Raw genomic sequence first — 18,733 nt, 5'->3', positions numbered from 1 at the left:
ATGACCATGCGCTCGCGGCACCTGTGCAAAAATGCACATGACGCCCAGATGTGCGCAGTCACCGGTGCTGCGCTCCGTCCCGGAGGAGAAGCCCCTTGTCGCACGGCGCTGATGACCTCCTGCTGCTGCTCGCCGTGGTCCGCCACGGGTCCTACACGGGTGCCGCGGCGGACCTCGGGTTCAGTCACACCACCGTGTCGCGGCGGATGGCCGGGCTCGAGAGAGCCGTGGGGGCCCGGCTGCTCGTGCGCTCCGGGGACATGTGGGAGCCCAGCGAGCTGGGCCGGAAGTTCGTGGCCGCCGGCGAGGAGATCGAGCACGCCATGGATGCCCTTCCCCTGGGGCCCGGCGGGCGCGGCAACTCGATCAGCGGCGTGGTGCGGGCACTGGCCCCGGACGGGTTCGGGGGCGTGGTCATGGGCGCGGCCATGCGCCACGTCGTCCAGGAGCACCCCGGGGTGCGGCTGGAGATGATCAACGCCGCCCGGCGGGCGCAGACGAACCCGGTGGGCATCGACCTGGAGGTGGTCGTCGGGCGCCCGGAGGTCTCCCGCAAGGAGGCCTCCCACCTGGCCGACTACTCCCTGGGCGTCTACGCCTCGCGGGACTACCTCGCCGCCCACCCGCCGCTGCGCACGCCCGAGCAGGTGCAGGAGCACCCGCTGATCTACTTCGTGGACTCCATGCAGGACGTCGCGGAGCTCGACATCCCGCGCCGGCGGTTCCCGCGGATGCGCCAGGGCGTGGGCGCGACCTCCTCGGTGGTGCACGTGGAGCTCACCCGGGCCGGCGCCGGGATCGGGCTGCTGCCCTGCTACCTCGCCGAGCGCGTCCCGGAGCTGGTGCGGCTCTTCCCGGAAGAGCTGTGGTTCCCGGTGGAGTACTGGGTGGTCTCCCGGTCGGACCTGCTGCGCCGCCCGGCCGTGCAGGCCGTGATGGCCGCGGTCCGCGCGGCGGTGGCGGAGATGCGCGAGGAGCTCGTCGCCGCCCCGAGCCCCCGGGCCTGACCGGCCCGCCTTCCCAGGGCTGACGGGTCTCGAGCTCCGGCCACAGAGCCGCCCGAAAGTCCGCGACCGACCACGCGTCCCCCGACTGGCCACGGGAACGCGTGGTCAGTCGGGGGACGCGTGGTCAGTCGCGGGGTGGGGGCGCCCGCAGCAGAGGTGGGGCCGGGGCCGGGGCGGGGCTAGCGGGGGCGGAGGATGTCGTAGACCGAGGAGTCGTCGTGCCGGCCGTGGCCCTCGCGGCGGCCGCGCACGTAGAGCTGCTCGGCCGCGGCGGCCAGCGGCACGGGCTGGGCGACCGCCCGGGCCGCGTCGGTGACCAGGCCCATGTCCGTGACGAAGATGTCCAGGGCGGAGCGGACCTCGACCGCCTCGCCCTGCAGCATCCGCGGGCCGCAGTCCTCCATCAGGGCCAGGAAGGGATGCACCCTGCCCTTGATGATCAGTCCCAGGATGACCGCGACGGCGGCCAGTCCCAGCCGGACGAGTGTGGTGGTGGTCATGAGATCCTCGGTGAGTTCCGGGCCCGTAGGTCGGCCTGTAAGATGTCAGACATCTTATGTGAGCTGCGACACGCGGTCAACGCTCGGCCTCTCCCCGGCAGAAGACCAGACATCTGACATGGCGTGATTGCTAGGCTCTTGTCCCAGAGCCGGGAGCATGCACAGGTGCCGCTGCCAGCCGTCCAACGCGCCGAGGAGGAGCACCATGGCCCGCCCGTCCCTGGTCGACCAGGTCGCCGACGCCCTCCTCGAGCGGATCATCGCGGGGGACCTCCCGCCCGGCTCGGTGGTGCCCGGCGAGATCGACCTCAGCGCGGAGCACCAGGTCAGCCGCATGACGGTGCGGGAGGCGATCAAGACCCTGGGCGCCCAGCGCATCCTGCGCGTGGAGCGCGGGCGCGGCACGTTCGTGAACCCCGTGTCCCGGTGGGCGTCCCTCGACGCCGTGATCCGGGCGGTCTCGGAGGGACAGGACGACGCGGCGGCGGCCGTGCAGCTGATCGAGCTGCGCCGCTTCCTGGAGACCGGCGCCTGCGAGCTGGCCGCCGGGCGGCTCTCCGCCGAGGAGCTGGACGGGATGGCCCGGGACGCCGACGCCATGGAGGACGCCCACCGCGCCCGGGACGTGGCGGCCTTCGTGACCGCCGACCTGCGCTTCCACGAGCGGATCCTGCAGGCCTCGGGCAACGTGTTCATCGCGGTGCTGTTCGAACCGCTGCACCGGGTGCTCACGGAGCGGCGGGCCCAGACCTCCCGGGTCCCGGAGATCCAGGCCCACGCCATCGCCGAGCACCGCAAGATCGTCTCCGCGCTGGCCTCCGCCGACCCCGCCCGGGCCCGGCAGGCCATGGACGAGCACATGCAGCAGACGCTCGCCGACCTGAAGACCTACGTGCTCGGGGACACCTCCCCGGCCGACCGCTGACCGCATATCCCGAAGGACTGTGCCCATGCGCGCCAACCTGCTCGACGTCGTCACCGCCGCCCTCGCCGCCCGCACCGCCGTGCCGGCGCTGAGCACCTACGACTTCACCACCGCCCAGGCCGTGGTGGAGGCCAGCGAGCGGGCCGAGCGCCCGGTGATCCTCCTGGTCCCGCCCAAGGCCGCCGCCGGGGCCGGCGGACGCCGCCTCATCACCGCCCTGCGCGCGCTGGCCGACGACGCCGCCAACCCCGTGTGCGTGCAGCTCGACCACGCCGTGGACCTGGACCTGATCGAGCACGCGGCGGCGGCCGGCGTCGACGCCGTCCTGGCCGACGGCTCCGCCCTGCCCGCCGCCGCGAACGCCGCGTTCGTCGCCCGGGCCCGGGAGCTCGTGGGCCCGGGCGTGGTGGTCGAGGCGGAGCTCGGCAGCCTGCCCGGGGACGAGGACACGGCCGGGACCTCCGAGGCCGGCGGCATGACCGACCCCGGCGAGGTCCCCGGGTTCCTGGACGGGTCCGGGGCGGACCTGCTGGCGGTGGCCGTGGGCAACGTGCACGGGCACTACCGGGGCACCCCGCGGCTGCACTGGAGCCGCCTGGAGCAGATCTGCGAGGCCGCCGAGCAGACCCCGCTCGTGCTGCACGGCGCCTCCGGGATCCCCGAGACCATGCTGGTCCGCGCGCCGCTGGCGGGCATCGGCAAGATCAACATCAACACCGAGCTGCGCTCGGCCGTCTTCGCCTCCTTGGCGGACCGGGTCGAGCAGCGACGGTGCCAGGGCCTGAACCTGTGGGCGCTCCTGGAGGACTGGACCGAGGCGGTGGGCGAGTTCACCACGCTGGCCCACCGGCTGACCACCGCCGAGGCGCGCTCCCGGAATTCCTGAGCCCCGGTTCGTCGTTGCCGCATACCGTGCCCCGCGGGCCCGGTCCGCCGGCCGCCCGGGAGCACCCGCAGGAAGCACCACCACCGCACCACGAGCAGAGGAGTCCTTCCATGGAATACACCCGACTCGGCAGTTCTGGCCTGTACGTCTCCCGGCTGGCCCTGGGCACCATCCCCTTCGGCTCCGGCGGAGGGTTCGAGAAGATCGCGGGGCTGGGCCCGGACGAGGCCCGCCGGCAGATCGACGAGGCCCTGGACCGCGGCGTGAACTTCATCGACACCGCCAACCTGTACTCCGGCGGGGACGCCGAGCGGGTGCTGGGCGAGGTGCTGGGCAGCAGGCGGGACGACGTCGTCCTCACCTCCAAGGCCCGCACCCCCACCGGGGACGGCCCCAACGACGGCGGCGCGAGCCGGATCCACGTGACCCGGGCCGTCGAGGACAGCCTGAAGCGGCTGAGGACCGACCACCTCGACCTGCTCTACCTGCACCAGTGGGACGGGCAGACCCCGATCACCGAGACCATCGCCACCGCCAACGAGCTGATCCGGGCCGGGAAGATCCGCTACTGGGGGGTGTCCAACTACAACGGCTGGCAGCTGGCCAAGACGGTCTACGAGGCGCGGCTGGCCGGGTTGGAGGGCCCGGTGGCCCACCAGGCCTACTACACCCCGGAGGCCCGGGAGATCGAGTACGAGATCGTCCCGGCGGCCCGCGACCTCGGGCTCGCGACCTTCGGCTGGAGCCCGCTGGGGGAGGGCCTGCTCAACGGCAAGGTCCGCCGCGGCGCCGAGACCCCGTCCGACACCCGCCAGGGCACCGGCTGGCCCGAGCCCCACGTGGTGGACCGGGACCGCGCCTACGACCTGATCGAGCTCTTCGACGAGATCGCCCGGGAGCTGGGCTGGACGATCCCCCAGGTGGTGATCTCCTGGATCCTGGGCCGCCCGGGCATCGACGGGACCGTGATCGCCGCCCGGCGGTTCGAGCACCTGCAGGAGGACCTCGACGCCGCCGAGCTGACGCTGCCGCAGGAGGCCCGGGACCGGATCACGTCCGCGTCCCAGCTGCCCGCCTACTACCCGCTGTGGCACCGGCTGCTCAACGGCCAGGACCGCCCCGAGCCCGCGGAGGCGGAGTTCTACGCCGAGCAGCGCGGCCACGTCTTCGGTGAGGACCCGGCCCAAGCGTAGGAGGCCGCGCACCGGACGCCGGAGGCCGCGCACCGGACGCCGGATGCCGCCCGGCCGTCCGGGCGAGCACGGCCGGCCGAGCCCTCCCGGCGCGAACGGGCCACGCAGGTGCCGACCGGCCGTGCCTGTCCCGCCGGGCCGTGCTCGCTCCGGCGCGGTCAGCCGATGAGCATGCCCGCGATCGCGGCGCTCATGAGGTTGGCCAGCGTCCCGCCGAGCACGGCCCGCAGGCCGAGCCGGGCGATGTCCCGGCGCCGGCTCGGGGCGATGCCGCCGAGCCCGCCGAGCAGGATCGCCAGGGAGCCGAAGTTCGCGAACCCGGTCAGGGCGAAGGTCACGATGGCCTGGGTCTTGGGGGAGTAGTTCTCGATCTGCGGGGCGAAGTCGGCGAACGCGACGAACTCGTTGAGCACCAGCTTCTGCCCCAGGAAGCTGCCGGCGTCGATCGCCTCGGCCCAGGGGACTCCGACGGCGAACATCACCGGCGCGAAGACGTACCCGAAGAGCTGCTCGAGGGTGATCGCCTCCAGCCCGAACAGGCCGCCGACCGCGCCGAGGATGATGTTGATCAGCGCGATGAGGGAGATGAAGGCGATGAGCATCGCGCCGACGTTGAGGGCCAGGCTCAGCCCGTCGGACGCGCCGCGGGCGGCGGCGTCGATGACGTTGGCCGGCTCCGTGTCCTCGTCGGCCGCATCGCCCCTCGCGCCGCCCGTCGCGCCGTCGGCCGCGTCCGTGGCGGACACCCCTGCCGGGTCGGCGGACCGGGCAACATCGTCGGGCCGAGCGGCGTCGCCGGACTGGGCGGCATCGTCCGACCGGACAGCACCGTCGGGCCGGGCGGCGACGCCGTCGCCGCGAGCCGCGGCCTGGGCGTCCTCCCCCTGGGCGTCCTCCCGGCGGGCGAACTCGACGGCCGCGTAGGACGTCGCCCCGCGCCGGGAGCCGCGGGCGAGCCACCGGGCGGCGCCGCGGCGCTCCTCCTTCGCCGACCCGGTCTGCGCCGGGGCACCGGCGTGGTGTCCGGAGTCCGCCGGGCCGGCGGCATCGTCGGAGGTCCGCACGGAAGCACCCGCCGGCGCCTCGTCCCGGGCCTCCTCCAGCGCCCCGGCGGGGACGAGGAGCTTGGCCATGAGCAGGGCGGCCGGCGCCGCCATGAACGAGGCGGCAATGAGGTACTCGAGCGGCGCTCCGAGCAGGGAGTAGCCCACGAGCACCGAGCCGGCCACGGTGGCCAGCCCGCCGCACATGACGGCGAAGAGCTCGGAGCGCGTCATCCCGGCCACGTAGGGCCGGATGACCAGCGGCGCCTCGGTCTGCCCCACGAAGATGTTGGCGGCCGCGTTCATCGACTCCGGCGTCGTCGTGCCGAGGAGCTTCGCCAGGCCGCCGCCGATGATCTTCACGACCCACTGCAGGGCGCCCAGGTAGTACAGCACCGACGTCAGGGCCGCGAAGAACACGATGACCGGCAGCACCTGGAAGGCGAAGACCGACCCCTCCTCGGGCAGGACCGGGCCGAAGAGGAAGTCGATGCCCGCGGAGGAGGAGTTGATCACGGCCTGGACCGCCAGGGTGAGGGCCTCCAGCACGGCGCGGCCGGCCGGGACGTAGAGCACCAGCACGCCGAAGACCACCTGGATGGTCAGCGCCAGGGCCACGGTGCGGATGCGGATCCTGCGGCGGTCCACCGAGAAGAGGACGGCGATGGCGAGGAGGGCGATCATGCCCCCGATGCCCCACAGCACGTCGAGCATGTCCGGTTGTCCTTCCGTCGAGGGTGCCCAGGGTGCCGGCGACGACGTCGGTGCGGGCACTGCCTCCTGCGAGCGGCACCGCCGGCGTGGTACCGCGTACTCTAGCCGGAGCGCTGCGAGGTCCCCCTGTCCTCGACCGATCCGAAGGGTGAGAGCGATGACCGATCCGGCTGCCCGGCCCCTCTATATGGACTGCGACACCGGCATCGACGACGCCGTCGCCCTGGCCTACCTGGTGGCCACCCCCTCGGTCGACCTGCGGGGCATCGGCACCGTCAGCGGCAACACCGACGCTGGGACCGCCGCGCGCAGCACCGTGGATCTGCTGGCGCTGCTGGACCGCTCCGACATCCCGGTCGCGGTCGGCGCCCGTGACCCCCTCCGCGACCGGTTCGGCGGGGGCGCCCCGGCGGTGCACGGCGGCAACGGCACCGGGGACGTGGAGCTGCCGCGGACGGCGGCCGAGCCGGTGACCGAGGCGGCGGACGCGATGCTCATCCGGCTGGCTCACGAGCACCCGGGCGAGCTGCACGTGCTGGCCACCGGCCCGCTGACCAATCTCGCCCGCGCCCTGCGGCAGGACCCCGCCCTGCCCGGGCTGGTCGCCGGCGTCACCGTCATGGGCGGCGCCGCCCTGGTCCCCGGCAACCGCACGCCGGTCGCCGAGGCCAACATCCTGCACGACCCGGAGGCGGCCGCCGAGGTGCTCGCCGCCGCCTGGGAGGTGACCCTCGTGCCGCTGGACGTCACCATGGACCACCGCCTGGACGAGGATCAGCGGCAGCAGCTCGCCGCCGTCGACCATCCGGCGCTGCCCCCGCTGGCCGCGATGCTCGAGCGCTACGCCGAGTTCTACACCGGGGTCTTCGGCCGCCCGCTCTCCGCCCTGCACGACCCCTTGGCCGCGGCCCTGGCGGCCGGCACCGTGGAACCGGCCCTCGCGCCGCGGGTGACGGTCCAGGTCGACACGACCGACGGCCCCGGGCGCGGCCAGACGATCTGCGACCTGCGCGGGCGGTTCACCGGCTACCCCGCGGCCGCCGGCGCCCGGTGCCGCGTGGTGCTCGAGCTGGCCGAGGACTTCGCGCCGCACCTCCTGAACACCCTCCGCCGGCTCGCCCCGGCCGCGCCCGCGGAGCCCTCCAGGGCCGCGCTCACCGTGGTGGGCAGCATCAACGTCGACCTCACGGCGGTGTGCGAGCGGCTGCCCGCGCCCGGGGAGACCGTCATCGGCGCGGACCTGCAGCGGCAGCCGGGCGGCAAGGGCGCCAACCAGGCCGTGGCCGCCGCACGGCTGGCCGGCCGCGCCCGGATGATCGGCGCCGTCGGCGACGACCCGGACGGCGGGCTCCTCCTCCGCCACCTGGCGGCCGCCGGCGTCGACACCACCGGCGTCCGCCGCGTGCCGGCGCCGACCGGCACCGCCCTCATCACGGTGGACCGCCACGGGGAGAACCAGATCACCGTCTGCGCCGGGGCCAACGCCGAGGTGTCCCTCGAGGACGTGAGCTTCGCGCCGGAGGACGTCGTGCTCTGCCAGCTGGAGATCGAGCTCGACACCGTGTGCGAGACCGCCCGCCGGACCCCGGGCTTCTTCGCCCTGAACGCCGCCCCGGCCCGGCCCCTCCCGGCCGAGCTCGTGGAGCGGTGCGACCTCGTCATCGTGAACGAGACCGAGTACGCCCGGATCCCCGAGCTGGCCGACGCCGAGCTGGTCGCGGTGACCTACGGCGCCCAGGGCTCGGCCCTCTACGCGCACGGGCGGCAGATCGCCTCGGCCCCCGCCCACGAGGTCGCCGTGGTCAGCACGGTCGGCGCCGGTGACGCCTTCTGCGCCGCGCTGGTGCTGGCCCTCGCCGCCGGGCTCGACCACGAGACGGCCCTGCGCGCCGCCAACGCGGTGGGCGCCCACGCCGTCGGCGACGCCTCCTCGCAGCCGGAGTTCTCCCCGCTGGAGCACTACCTGCCGTCCCCCTCCGACGGCGGCACGCCCTCTGCCGGTCCCGCCTGACCGTCCGCGACACCGGCCCGGCACGGGCCCCGGACCCTGGGGTCGGTGCCGAGAACTACGCTGGAGGCATGACCTCGCAGCCTCCGCGGCGACCGGCGCCCTGGCAGCCCGCCCCTCCTGCGCCCGCGCCCTCGGGCGTCCGGCCTCCCGGCCCTGTGGGGTGGCCCGCGGCCCCGTACCCGGGGCGCCCCGGCGGCCCGGTCCCGCCGTTCGGCGTCCCGACGACGGCGCCGGTCACCTACGCGGAGTTCTACCGCACACCCCGCAACCGCTGGTGGAAGGGACTCACCAGCATCCTGGTGCTCTGCGCGGCGGTGCTGCTGTTCTCGATCGTGCTGACCTTCGGCGCCATGGGGATCGACCTCGTCCTGGGCTCCACCACGATGGACGACCTCGCGAGCGGGCAGATCACCATGACGCCGGTGCTGCTGCTGGCCAGCAATCTCACGCTGGTGCTCTCGGCCGTCGTCGCACTGGTCCTCCACCGGTATCTGCACCGGCAGCCGGTCGGCACCCTGCACTCGGTGCTGGGCCGCTTCCGCTGGGGCTGGTGCGGGCGGGCCGCCCTGGTGGTCGTGCCGCTGTTCGTGGCCTACGTGGGGCTGGTGGCGCTCGTCGAGGCGCCGGGCCCGCTCTCCCTGGACGCGACCGCGTGGGCCTTCCTCGCGGTCGTCCTGCTGACCACGCCCCTGCAGGCGGCCTCCGAGGAGTACATCTTCCGCGGCGTGATCCAGCGCGCGGCCGGCTCGTGGGTCTCCGGGGCCGTCCCGTCCCTGGTGGTCGGCACCGGGGTGAGCGCCGTGCTGTTCTCGATCGCGCACTTCGCCACCGACGTGTGGCTGATCGTCTACTACCTGGTCTTCGGGATCGCGATGTCGCTGCTGAGCCAGGCCACGGGCGGGCTCGAGGCGGCCTCGCTGGTGCACGCGGCGAACAACGTCATGCTCTTCCTGGTGGCCACCGCCGCGGGCCAGATGAGCGAGGGGCTCGACCGCTCGGCCGGCGCCGGCGGCCCGTTCATGCTGGTGCCGATGCTGGTCATCTCGGCCATCGCCGCGGTCCTGATCGTCCTCGCCCGCCGGCGCGGACTGGCCTACCGGGCCGCCCCGCCGGCGGGTGCCTGAGGCCACGACCTGGCGCATCGGCCGGGAGATGCCTGGGAATCGGGGGGCGTCGCACGGTGACCCGCACGGTCGGTCACTAGGCTCGGAACCGTGACCGGACTCCGTGGAGCGGCTCTGCTCGAAGTGCTCAGCGCCGCCGCCACCAACACCGGTGTGGCGCTGGTGGTGGCGGCCCTGCTCATCCGGTGCCTCTACCTCGGCTGGCACAAGACGGAGGCCCTGCACGTGCTCACGGACGGGGAGTCCTGCCTGCGCTGGCACACCACCCGCTACGAGATCCACGAGGAGCCGTGGCCGGACCCGCCGGCGCCCGTTCCCGCCCCTGGGGCCGAGGTGACGGTGTACTACCGCGTCCGCGATCCGCGGCGATGGGCGCTCACGGCCCCCTACCGCATGACGCGGTGGCTGTTCTGGACCGGCGCCGTGCTCACGGTGATCGGCCTGCTCCTGCCCGTGCTGCTCGGCTGAGCGGTCAGCGCACGGCCCGGTTGCGCCCGGCCAGGCTCTCGGCCACGCCGATCAGCAGCACCGCGGCGATCACGGCCACGATGAAGCCCAGGACGTTGAGCTCGAAGATGTCGCCGGTGCCCAGCGCGCTGGCGATGACGCCGCCGATCACCGAGCCGGCCAGGCCCAGCAGCAGCGTGGCGATCAGGCTGAGGTGCTGCTTGCCGGGCTTGATGAGCCGGGCGAGGGCGCCGATGACGAGTCCGGCAACGATGAAGCCGATCATGGGGGGTCTTCCTTCTCAGGTCGGGGGTCCCTGCGGCGACGGGGGTTCTCCTGAAGTGCCGCACACCGATACTACGCATACTGCCGATTCCTCCGCACGGACCGGGGCGGGCCGATCCCGCGGCGGGACGGTCCGGCGCACGTCCTCGATAACTCCCGGACCGGGCGGTACGGTGAACGGCGTCACAGCCCAGCACCGAGACCGGAGGTCGTCGTGAAGATTCGTGGAGCCGTCCTGGAGACCATGGAGGCCTCGGCCCCGTACGCGGAGTCGCAGCCGCTGCGCGTCGAGGAGCTCGAGCTCGGCGAGCCCGGGCCCACCGAGCTGCTCGTGCGGATCACCGCCGCCGGGGTGTGCCACTCCGACCTCTCCGTGGTCAACGGCAACCGGCCGCGGCCCCTGCCGATGCTGCTGGGGCACGAGGCGGCCGGCGTCGTCGAGCACGTGGGCGCCGAGGTCACCGACCTCTCGGAAGGCCAGCACGTGGTGATGGCGTTCCTGCCGCGCTGCGGCGAGTGCGCCGCGTGCCGGACCGAGGGGCTGCTGCCGTGCACGGTCGGCTCGAAGGCCAACGCCTCCGGCACCCTGATCGAGGGCTCCCAGCACCTCACCTCCCAGGCCCGCGGGAACGTCTACCACCACCTGGGGGTCTCCGGGTTCGCCACCCACGCCGTGGTGGACCGCCGCTCCGTGGTGCCCGTGGGCGAGGACGTCCCGGCCCCCATCGCGGCCGTCATGGGGTGCGCGGTGCTCACCGGGGGAGGGGCCGTGATCAACGCGGCACAGGCCACCCCCGACGACGCAGTGGCCGTGGTCGGCCTCGGCGGCGTGGGGCTCGCCGCGGTGCTGGTGGCCAAGGCCGTGGGCTGCCGCCGGGTGATCGCCGTGGACACGCTGGCCGAGAAGCTGGAGCTGGCGAAGGAGTTCGGCGCCGACGAGGCGCTCACCCCGGACGAGCTCGTGGCGCTGGAGGACAAGCCCCGCGTGGTGATCGAGGCCGCCGGGCATCCGCGGGCGTTCGAGACCGCGTTCAACGCCACCGCCGTGGGCGGGGTGACCGTCACCGTGGGCCTGCCGGCACCCGGTGCGATGTCCCAGATCGAGCCGTTGAAGATCACCGCCGAGGCCCGCCAGATCATCGGCAGCTACCTCGGCTCCGCCGTGCCGGCGGTGGACATCCCCAAGTACGAGCAGATGTGGCGTGACGGCGCGCTGCCGCTGGAGAAGCTCATCACCTCCCACATCCGGCTCGAGCAGATCAACGAGGCGATGGACGAGCTGGACGCGGGGCGGGCGGTGCGGCAGGTAATCGAGTTCCCTGACGCATGAACAAAGCACTGCAGCGAGATGCTCATAGCGAAGCAGCATCATGCATGACGATGTGCGCGTCCTTCGGGGCTGAAGACCAATGGGCGCCCTAGACTCCGTTTATGGCTGCCTTTCCACGCATGACATTTGAGCACGAGATGAAGTTCCGCCACGCGGCCATGGAGTGGTTGGCGATGCGCACTAACGACGGTGCAGAGCCAATGTACTACCTCGATATTGAAGAATTTGAATATGATGGTGCGAAAATTCCACTCCGCAACCGGTACAAGGGCATTTGGAAGCCTGCAAGTTTTGGTGCTGCGCTTTCATTCACCACGAAATTTACGAAACCGGGCAGGGAACGGCCTTACGAGGATGCCGTAGGCAGCGACGGCTTGATGCGCTATAAATGGCGAGATGGCGGGCCGGACATCCCTGACAATCGGGCCTTGCGAGCAGCCATGGAGGCGGGTTTACCTCTAATCTGGTTCTACGGTGTCGCGGAAGGTGTCTATCAGGCAGTCTTCCCCGTCTTCTTGGTGGGCGAAGAAGCAGATGAACAACAGTTCATGGTCGAAGTCGCCGATATGGACCGTCTATCCAGGGATGGGCAGATCTTCTCTGAGGGGCCCTCTTTGAGCGTGGTGGAAAAGCGCTATGCCGCGCGCATGGCTCGTCAACGACTTCACCAGCCAGTGTTCCGTTCCATGGTCATGAGGGCCTATGACGAGCACTGCGCCGTTTGTGCTCTCCACCATGTGGAATTGTTGGATGCCGCTCACATTTTGCCGGACGCTCACGAGGACGGCATCGCCGCTGTGACCAACGGGTTATCTTTGTGCAAGATTCACCACTCGGCCTATGATAGAAAATTCATGGGGATACGTCCGGATTATGTCGTGGAAATCCGAACAGATCTTCTAAATGAAGTTGACGGACCCATGTTGCGGCATGGCTTGCAGGAGCGTCACGGAGAGCGGCTCTTGGTCCTTCCCCAACAGCGCAAAGAGCGTCCTTCAAGTGTCCTGCTGGAAAAAGCTTACCTTCGCTTCCGGGAAGTCGCTTAGGGCGTATAACTGATAATTTTGGCTGGCGTCCTTCAGTTCGGATGGGAATAATGCATACCTAATGCGCCTGTTTCCTTTCTAGTGGCCCGTCTTTGAAGTGGTTGGTCGGTTGGCTTTCTTGAGGATCTCGGTGCGGGTCTTGGTCCACACGAACGGGTGACAGCGCTCGTTCCAGTCGGTGACGAAGGCCCGGATCTTGGCGTTGAGCTCGGGCGCGGAGACGACATCGGCCCGGTGCAGAGCCTGGCGCTCGATAATCCCGAACCAGACTTCGACCAGGTTAAGCCACGACGCCGAGGTGGGTGTGAAGTGCACCCGGAACCTGGGGTTCTCCGCCAGCCAGGCTCTCACTTCGGGGGTCTTGTGCACGGCGTAGTTGTCCATCACCAGGTGCAGCTCCCTCTCCGGGTAGGCCCGTGCCACCTGTTGGAGGAAGGCCAGGAACTCCTGGCGCCGGTGCCGGGGCTTGCTCGCGGCGGTGACGTGGCCGGTGGCGATCTCCAGGGCAGCGAACAAGGTCGAGATTCCGTGCCGGAGGTAGTCATGGGTGCGCGCCGCCGGCTTCCCAGGCTGCATCAGCAGACCCGGGGAGGTGCGCTCCAGGGCCGGGATCTGCGACTTCTCGTCCAGGCACAACACCACCGCGTTCTGAAGGAGGGGCCAGGTAGGGCCCCGCGACGTCGACGACCTTGGCCACCAGTTCCGGATCGGTGGAGAACGTGAAGGTGCCCTCCCGCCACGGCGCCACCCCGTACTCGTGCCAGGCCGTGGCCACGGTGCTGTGGTCGATCCCGAGCCGGGCGGCCAGCAGCCGGGAGGACCAGTGCGTGACCCCGAGCTTTTTCGGCGGCGGCCGCAGGGTGGCGGCCACGATCGCGCCGTGGTCGATCCGCCGGGGCTTCCCGGACCGGTCGTGATCGGCCAGCCCTTCGATGCCGGCCGCGTCGTCGCGGGCCCGCCAGGCGATGACCGTGGTGCGGGTGGCCCCGACATTCTCAGCGATCTCGGTGTTGGAGACCCCGTCGGCGGCTAGGAGCACGAGCCTTGCCCGCTGGGCCAGCCCGGCGCGCACCGAGGTGGACCGGACCAGCCTCTGCGGCTTCTCCCGGTCGCCTTCCCGCAATAGCAGCGGCGCCGCAGGATGGTTTGCCATAACCCATGATCCCACCCCGACAAGCGTTCAAGCAGTTCGCAGACGGGCCACTAGTCTGCAGTTCTCCATCCCCCCAAGTACTTGTCGACGAGCTCAAAGAGCTCAGCATGCTGCTGCCCCCTTACCTCCCGCGCCAATTCAACGTGCCAGATCAAGTCCAACTGTGAACCAAACGCTTTGACTAACGAATCCCAGGCAAGCCGGTCTTCATATTGAATGGCACGCTTTCCAAGTTCTTGACTCCGGGCTCGACTCACAGCCGACTGCAAAATCGATACGGTCAAGTCAGGGTCCTCCGGAGGTCGCCAGTTCGGCTCATCGGAGTTCGACCTCTGAGCATCCACGACCACACGCAACAACTCGCGCTCCATCGAAAGGTTAGTGGCGGAACGAGAACGAACTTCGGCCCGCCATGCTCGTTCAAAACTTGCCGCGGCGTCCTGCGAAATTAACCTATGCCCAGCGTTTTCACGGTACCCCACAATGTCTAAGACGTGCCGTTGGCCGTTCAAGGACGGCACATAAACCAAAATTTCACGGACCATGTCAGCAAGACGTTGCTCATCTTCAACTTTACGCAAAATTAGATACATCAAACGACTAACAATCAGTTCGTCCGGAATATCAAAAACACCTATATCCCGGTCGGGCAATTTTTCAAATTGATTCGCGAGGGCAACAACCCCAGAAACAACATGATTATCGCCAAACGCATCTTCATAAACTTCTAGGTGGGATACAACGTCTGGCAATTGCTGCGGGTCGACTGCATTCAGGACGGAGCTAATGCCCCGTAAGTCATCCATTACTGCCCACGCACGCTGCGCTTGGTCGAAGGCGGTCAACGAGGCACCCGCAACTTTTTCAAGGTAAAGACGCAAAATGTCTTCGTGGGCTACACGACGCGTTCGCAACCACTCCTTTTCCGAGCCGCGTACGTACGCCGACCCTCCAAGGTGGCGTTGCGCGGCGGGAAACATTTGTTTGATAACAGCAGCGACGACCGACCCATGTTCGCCACCTCTTCTAATCAGTTCCTCAACATAAGCGACATACTCCGGCGAATCTTGCCCCTTCGGCCAATCCGAGGGAAGAGCGGTAAGAGCCTGGGCAGAGAGGTGTAGATGAGAGTAAACATCTGGCAAGAAAATGCGGATTGCTTCGAGACCAAGAATATCTGACAGTGCCACTTTGCCTGCCAGGGTCTCCATAGCCCCACCCATAGACGCAACATATCGCCTCACGTCCCGCATGTTTTTAATTAGTGGACTAATAATCTCCATATAGACATCTGGCCACCTGTTATTATCGGCACTGTCAATCCAGGCAGCCTCTGGCAGTTGCTCATCCAGTGCAGCAATCGTACGTTTTCGCAACAATTCCGGCGGAACCGCTGGCAAATCGACAGCCAACTGGAGAATTTTTTCCAAATAGTCCCGACCTCGAAGGTTCTCTTCCGACAAAGCATACTCAACGCGAGTACGGTCAAACGCAACGATGTACGTAACATTGGGAAAGCTTGCCGTCAATCGCACGAGCTTGAATACGTCACGTATTTCTACACTGGAAAGCCGGTCTATGTCATCCAGAAAGACGATGATCGGCTTTTCGAGCTCAAGCAGGGCCTTTCTAAGTCGATCCTGACGCTGCTCAACACCTTCTTCACGCCACTGCATGAGGCGCCCGACAAGCGTTGTGGCTACCTTGCTGCGCTCAAACCACGTCCCTACGACAGGCACCCACCCCAGGCCGGAAAATACCTCTCCGTACTCTTCTACAAGCTTACCTATGGCGGGAAGGCCCGCCTTCAGCTTGAGTTGAGCGGCAAGCTCGACAAAAAATGAGTCGACGAGCTGATCAGCCCCACTAAACATCCATGGATTGAAATCTAAAAGTGCCGCGCCAGCTTTCTCCAGTTGGGGTCGGGCAAGATTCAGAAATGATGTTTTTCCCGATCCCCATGGACCCAACACGCCAACAACGAGACCTTGACTCGCGTCATGCTTAAGTACTTGACGCGCGAACTGTGCGGCAGTGTCCGCACGACTTAATAGGTCCTCATTTTTCTCATTGATGGGATTGTCACTCGGGGCCTTCATTCCACCCTTCCAAGAATCTCATGCCGTTGCCGTGTCGCGCTGTGGGCCCGCCTGCCTCCCCTGAAGCCACTTTAGCCCCACTTTTGAGGCATCTAGGACTCTGCTGTCATTGGCTTACGATTGTCTTTATCACGAGGATGCCCACCTCGCTCGGCAAGTCGCAATACGCCTCGCCGATGGGAACCTCGGTGGTGATCAGAGGTTCCGGTGGTCGAGCACCCTATGTGTGCCCACCGCATATAGACCCGGGTGTACTAAACACTTGTGGCGTTGCCGAGATGTGTGGCACCCGACTGATGTCGTGCGGAGCAGCATCGGTGATTTTGGAATGCCGTACGTCTCGTTGCGGAAGCGCACTTTAGTTCTGCCCAGCGGTCGTGACCGCGACTTGGGTAGAGAGGACCCGCCTCGTAGACTGCGCAGAAGTATCAGTCCACGTCGAATTAATCGGCTAGTGGCCCGCGTCACACCTTCGTAGCGTTGAGGACATCGCGCACCGGCTGCCCGCTCTTCTGCTCGCCAGGTGCCTTTCACTTGGTGTCCACGAAGGAGTACCCGCATGTTCGGCATGCCCCGCCGCCTGCTCTTCGGCTATCTCGCCCTCGCCGTCTTCATGACCGGTGATGGTTTTGAGCTCACTTTCCTGTCCCGCTTCCTCGTCGAGAGCGGCTTCACGCCCACCCAGGCCGGGCTCGTATTCACCGTCTACGGCCTGGTGGTCGCCATCTCGGCGTGGACCACCGGCGTGCTCGCCGAGGTCGTCGGCGCCAAGAGACTCATGGTCCTCGGCGGCGTCCTCTGGATGGTGCTGCACGTCCTGTTCCTCACCGTGGGGCTGGAGAGCGTGCTCGGCACGATCCTCATCTACAGCCTGCGCGGGGTCGCCTACCCGCTGTTCATGTACTCCTTCGTGGTGCTCATCGCGCAGTCGGTGCACCCCAGCCGCCTGGCCTCGGCCATGGGCTGGTTCTGGGCGTCCTTCTCCCTGGGCATCGGTGTGATGGGCGCCTACGTGCCCAGCCTCCTGGTCCCGGTCATCGGCGAGTACGCCACCCTGTGGGCGTCCCTGCCCTTCGTGGCGGCCGGCACCCTGATGTGCGCCTTCCTCGTCCCCGGCGCCCCGCCCGAGACCGACCTCTCGCAGAAGCTGCACGGCGCGGAGCGCACCCGCGAGCTGCTGCGCGGGGTGACCATCCTCGTGGAGAACCGGCAGATCGCCCTGTCCGTGGTCATCCGGGTGCTGTGCAACCTCACCCTCTACGCCTTTCCGATGATGATGCCGCTGTACCTGACCACCGGCGAGATCGGCGGGGCGGCCTGGTTCTCCCTGCCCGAGTGGATGATGCTCTGGGCGATCATGAACACCATCACCATCGGCGCCAACATCGTGTGGGGCCGGCTCGGGGACCGCTACGGCTGGATGCGGCAGATGCGCTGGTTCGGCTTCGGCGGCATGGCCCTCGCGGTCCTGGCCTTCGCCTACGTCCCGGTGTGGTTCGGCCCCAGCTTCGCGCTGATGGTCGTGGCCGCGGTGATCTTCGCCCTGTCCGTCACCGCGTTCGTCCCGATGGGCGCGATCTTCCCGGCCCTGGCCCCCGAGCACCGCGGCGCGGCGATCTCCGCGCACAACCTCGCCTCCGGGCTGACCACGTTCCTCGGCCCCGGCATCGCCACCCTGCTGCTGCCGGTACTCGGCCCGGTCGGAGTGTGCTGGGTCTTCGCCGCCCTGATGCTCCTCGGCACCGTCACCACCTTCTTCATCCACCCACCCCAGCCCGGCATCACCACCGAGACCGGCCGGATGCTGCCGCGCCGCGAGCGCCTTGCCGTCGCGGCCTGAAAGGACCTGAGACCATGAACCCCACGACGCTCACCACCACGAGCCCTGCGACCACCGCACCGAAGACCTCGAACACCCAGGAGAGCCCCATGGACGCCGTCGTCCTCGAACGCCAGCACGAGATTCAGGTCCGGCCCGTCCCGGGGCTGCGCCCGGTGGGCCCCGGTGAGGTGCGCATCGGCGTGCACACCGTGGGCATCTGCGGCAGCGACGTCCACTACTTCACGCACGGGCGGATCGGGCCCTACGTCGTCGAGGCTCCGATGGTCCTCGGCCACGAGGCCTCCGGCACGGTGCTGGAGGTGGGGAAGGGTGTCGACCACCTGGCCGTGGGGGACCGGGTCTGCATGGAGCCGGGCATCCCCAACCCGCGCTCGCGCGCCGCGCGGCTGGGCATGTACAACGTGGACCCGGACGTGCAGTTCTGGGCCACGCCCCCGGTGGACGGCTGCCTGCAGCCCGAGATCATCCACCCCGCCGACTTCACCTATCGGCTGCCCGAGCAGCTCTCGCTGGAGGAGGGCGCTCTGATCGAACCCTTCGCCGTGGCGGTGCACGCGGTGACCAAGGCCGGCCTGGCGCCGGGCGACGTCGTCGTGGTGGTGGGCGCCGGCACCATCGGGGTGCTCACGGCCATCGCCGCCGCCGCGAGCGGGGCGTCCCGGGTGTACATCTCGGACGTGGCGCCGGAGAAGTTCGCCAAGATCGAGGCGTACCCGACCATCCACGCCGTGGACGTCTCCCGCCAGGACCTCGGCGAGGTGGTGCGCGAGGCCACCGACGGCTGGGGCGCGGACGTGGTCTTCGAGGCCAGCGGCAGCCCGCACGTCTTCGGCGGCCTGTGGGAGATCCCCGCGCCGGGTGGGACCGTGGTGCTGATCGGCATCCCGGTGGACCCGGTGCCGCTGGATGTCGCCGCCGCCCAGGCCCGGGAACTGCGGATCGAGACCGTGTTCCGCTACGCGAACTCCTACCAGCGGGCCATCGAGCTCGCCGCGTCCCCGGCGGTGGACCTGGGCGTCCTGATCAGCGCCACGTATTCGTTCGCCGACGCCGTGGCCGCCTTCGAGCGCGGCGCCGAGGGCCGGCCCACCGACACGAAGATTCAGATCCGGGTGGCGGGAGCCTAA

Annotated in this window: 15 protein-coding genes and 2 pseudogenes; 12 read left to right on the top strand and 5 right to left on the bottom strand. The window is 69.1% G+C overall.

The window, feature by feature from the left end:
- Positions 1 to 95 precede the first annotated feature (95 nt).
- Complete coding sequence (locus AYX06_RS10030) at positions 96 to 1,007, top strand: LysR family transcriptional regulator (protein WP_062735647.1); 912 nt, start codon at positions 96 to 98, stop codon at positions 1,005 to 1,007.
- A gap of 179 nt (positions 1,008 to 1,186) precedes the next feature.
- Here AYX06_RS10030 and AYX06_RS10025 read toward each other — a convergent pair whose 3' ends face one another.
- Positions 1,187 to 1,507 (bottom strand): NAD-binding protein, encoded by a 321-nt coding sequence (locus AYX06_RS10025; protein WP_062735646.1) that lies wholly within the window; start codon positions 1,505 to 1,507, stop codon positions 1,187 to 1,189.
- 205 nt (positions 1,508 to 1,712) lie between these two features.
- Here AYX06_RS10025 and AYX06_RS10020 point away from each other — a divergent pair, with 205 nt between their 5' ends.
- From AYX06_RS10020 to AYX06_RS10010, 3 genes are all read left to right on the top strand, one after another.
- Positions 1,713 to 2,432, top strand: coding sequence for a FadR/GntR family transcriptional regulator (locus tag AYX06_RS10020; protein ID WP_062735645.1), 720 nt, complete (start codon positions 1,713 to 1,715; stop codon positions 2,430 to 2,432).
- A 25-nt stretch (positions 2,433 to 2,457) separates the two neighbouring features.
- Positions 2,458 to 3,318, top strand: coding sequence for a class II fructose-bisphosphate aldolase (locus tag AYX06_RS10015; protein ID WP_062735644.1), 861 nt, complete (start codon positions 2,458 to 2,460; stop codon positions 3,316 to 3,318).
- Between the two features lie 110 nt (positions 3,319 to 3,428).
- The gene (locus AYX06_RS10010) at positions 3,429 to 4,511 is read left to right on the top strand and encodes an aldo/keto reductase (RefSeq protein ID WP_062735643.1); all 1,083 of its coding nucleotides are present in this window, start codon (positions 3,429 to 3,431) and stop codon (positions 4,509 to 4,511) included.
- Positions 4,512 to 4,669: 158 nt separating this feature from the next.
- Here the strand turns inward: AYX06_RS10010 and AYX06_RS10005 are convergent, their stop codons facing one another.
- Entirely contained in the window at positions 4,670 to 6,268 is a 1,599-nt protein-coding gene (locus AYX06_RS10005) for a NupC/NupG family nucleoside CNT transporter (protein ID WP_062735642.1), read from the bottom strand.
- Between AYX06_RS10005 and AYX06_RS20200 the strand changes: the two are divergent.
- The 4 genes and pseudogenes from AYX06_RS20200 to AYX06_RS09985 all read left to right on the top strand — a co-directional run.
- Positions 6,153 to 7,328 (top strand): annotated as a pseudogene (locus AYX06_RS20200) (nucleoside hydrolase); the annotation flags it as partial. The gene AYX06_RS10005 and the pseudogene AYX06_RS20200 overlap by 116 nt on opposite strands.
- Positions 7,329 to 7,364: 36 nt before the next feature.
- Positions 7,365 to 8,279: a ribokinase gene (locus AYX06_RS19760; protein ID WP_062736992.1), complete on the top strand. Its 915-nt coding sequence runs from the start codon at positions 7,365 to 7,367 to the stop codon at positions 8,277 to 8,279.
- Positions 8,280 to 8,347: 68 nt separating this feature from the next.
- A complete protein-coding gene (locus AYX06_RS09990; RefSeq protein WP_062735641.1) occupies positions 8,348 to 9,403 on the top strand; it encodes a CPBP family intramembrane glutamic endopeptidase in 1,056 nt (351 codons plus the stop codon).
- A gap of 90 nt (positions 9,404 to 9,493) precedes the next feature.
- A complete protein-coding gene (locus AYX06_RS09985; RefSeq protein ID WP_147017783.1) occupies positions 9,494 to 9,871 on the top strand; it encodes a hypothetical protein in 378 nt (125 codons plus the stop codon).
- A gap of 4 nt (positions 9,872 to 9,875) precedes the next feature.
- Here the strand turns inward: AYX06_RS09985 and AYX06_RS09980 are convergent, their stop codons facing one another.
- Positions 9,876 to 10,136 carry a GlsB/YeaQ/YmgE family stress response membrane protein gene (locus AYX06_RS09980; RefSeq protein WP_062735639.1) on the bottom strand — a complete coding sequence of 87 codons (261 nt, stop codon included), beginning with the start codon at positions 10,134 to 10,136 and terminating at the stop codon, positions 9,876 to 9,878.
- A gap of 213 nt (positions 10,137 to 10,349) precedes the next feature.
- Here AYX06_RS09980 and AYX06_RS09975 point away from each other — a divergent pair, with 213 nt between their 5' ends.
- Both AYX06_RS09975 and AYX06_RS19280 read left to right on the top strand, forming a co-directional pair.
- The gene (locus tag AYX06_RS09975) at positions 10,350 to 11,465 is read left to right on the top strand and encodes a zinc-binding dehydrogenase (RefSeq protein WP_186815681.1); all 1,116 of its coding nucleotides are present in this window, start codon (positions 10,350 to 10,352) and stop codon (positions 11,463 to 11,465) included.
- Between the two features lie 101 nt (positions 11,466 to 11,566).
- Positions 11,567 to 12,511, top strand: a complete 945-nt coding sequence (locus AYX06_RS19280; protein WP_232319284.1) for an HNH endonuclease — start codon at positions 11,567 to 11,569, stop codon at positions 12,509 to 12,511.
- A 78-nt stretch (positions 12,512 to 12,589) separates the two neighbouring features.
- On the opposite strand, the pseudogene AYX06_RS09970 reads toward AYX06_RS19280, so the two are convergent.
- Positions 12,590 to 13,664, bottom strand: a pseudogene (locus AYX06_RS09970) (IS630 family transposase).
- 50 nt (positions 13,665 to 13,714) lie between these two features.
- The gene (locus AYX06_RS19275) at positions 13,715 to 15,763 is read right to left on the bottom strand and encodes a KAP family P-loop NTPase fold protein (RefSeq protein ID WP_084271557.1); all 2,049 of its coding nucleotides are present in this window, start codon (positions 15,761 to 15,763) and stop codon (positions 13,715 to 13,717) included.
- A 559-nt stretch (positions 15,764 to 16,322) separates the two neighbouring features.
- On the opposite strand from AYX06_RS19275, the gene AYX06_RS09965 reads away from it, so the two are divergent.
- Together AYX06_RS09965 and AYX06_RS09960 are read left to right on the top strand one after the other, a co-directional pair.
- Positions 16,323 to 17,603, top strand: a complete 1,281-nt coding sequence (locus tag AYX06_RS09965; protein ID WP_062735637.1) for an MFS transporter — start codon at positions 16,323 to 16,325, stop codon at positions 17,601 to 17,603.
- Positions 17,604 to 17,617: 14 nt separating this feature from the next.
- On the top strand, positions 17,618 to 18,733 hold the full coding sequence (locus tag AYX06_RS09960; protein ID WP_147017785.1) for an NAD(P)-dependent alcohol dehydrogenase: 1,116 nt from the start codon (positions 17,618 to 17,620) through the stop codon (positions 18,731 to 18,733).

The organism is Kocuria turfanensis (assembly GCF_001580365.1).
GTDB classification, from domain to species: domain Bacteria; phylum Actinomycetota; class Actinomycetes; order Actinomycetales; family Micrococcaceae; genus Kocuria; species Kocuria turfanensis.
The sequence above is the reverse complement of the archived record's forward strand: the minus strand, read 5'-3'. Positions and strand labels throughout refer to the sequence as shown.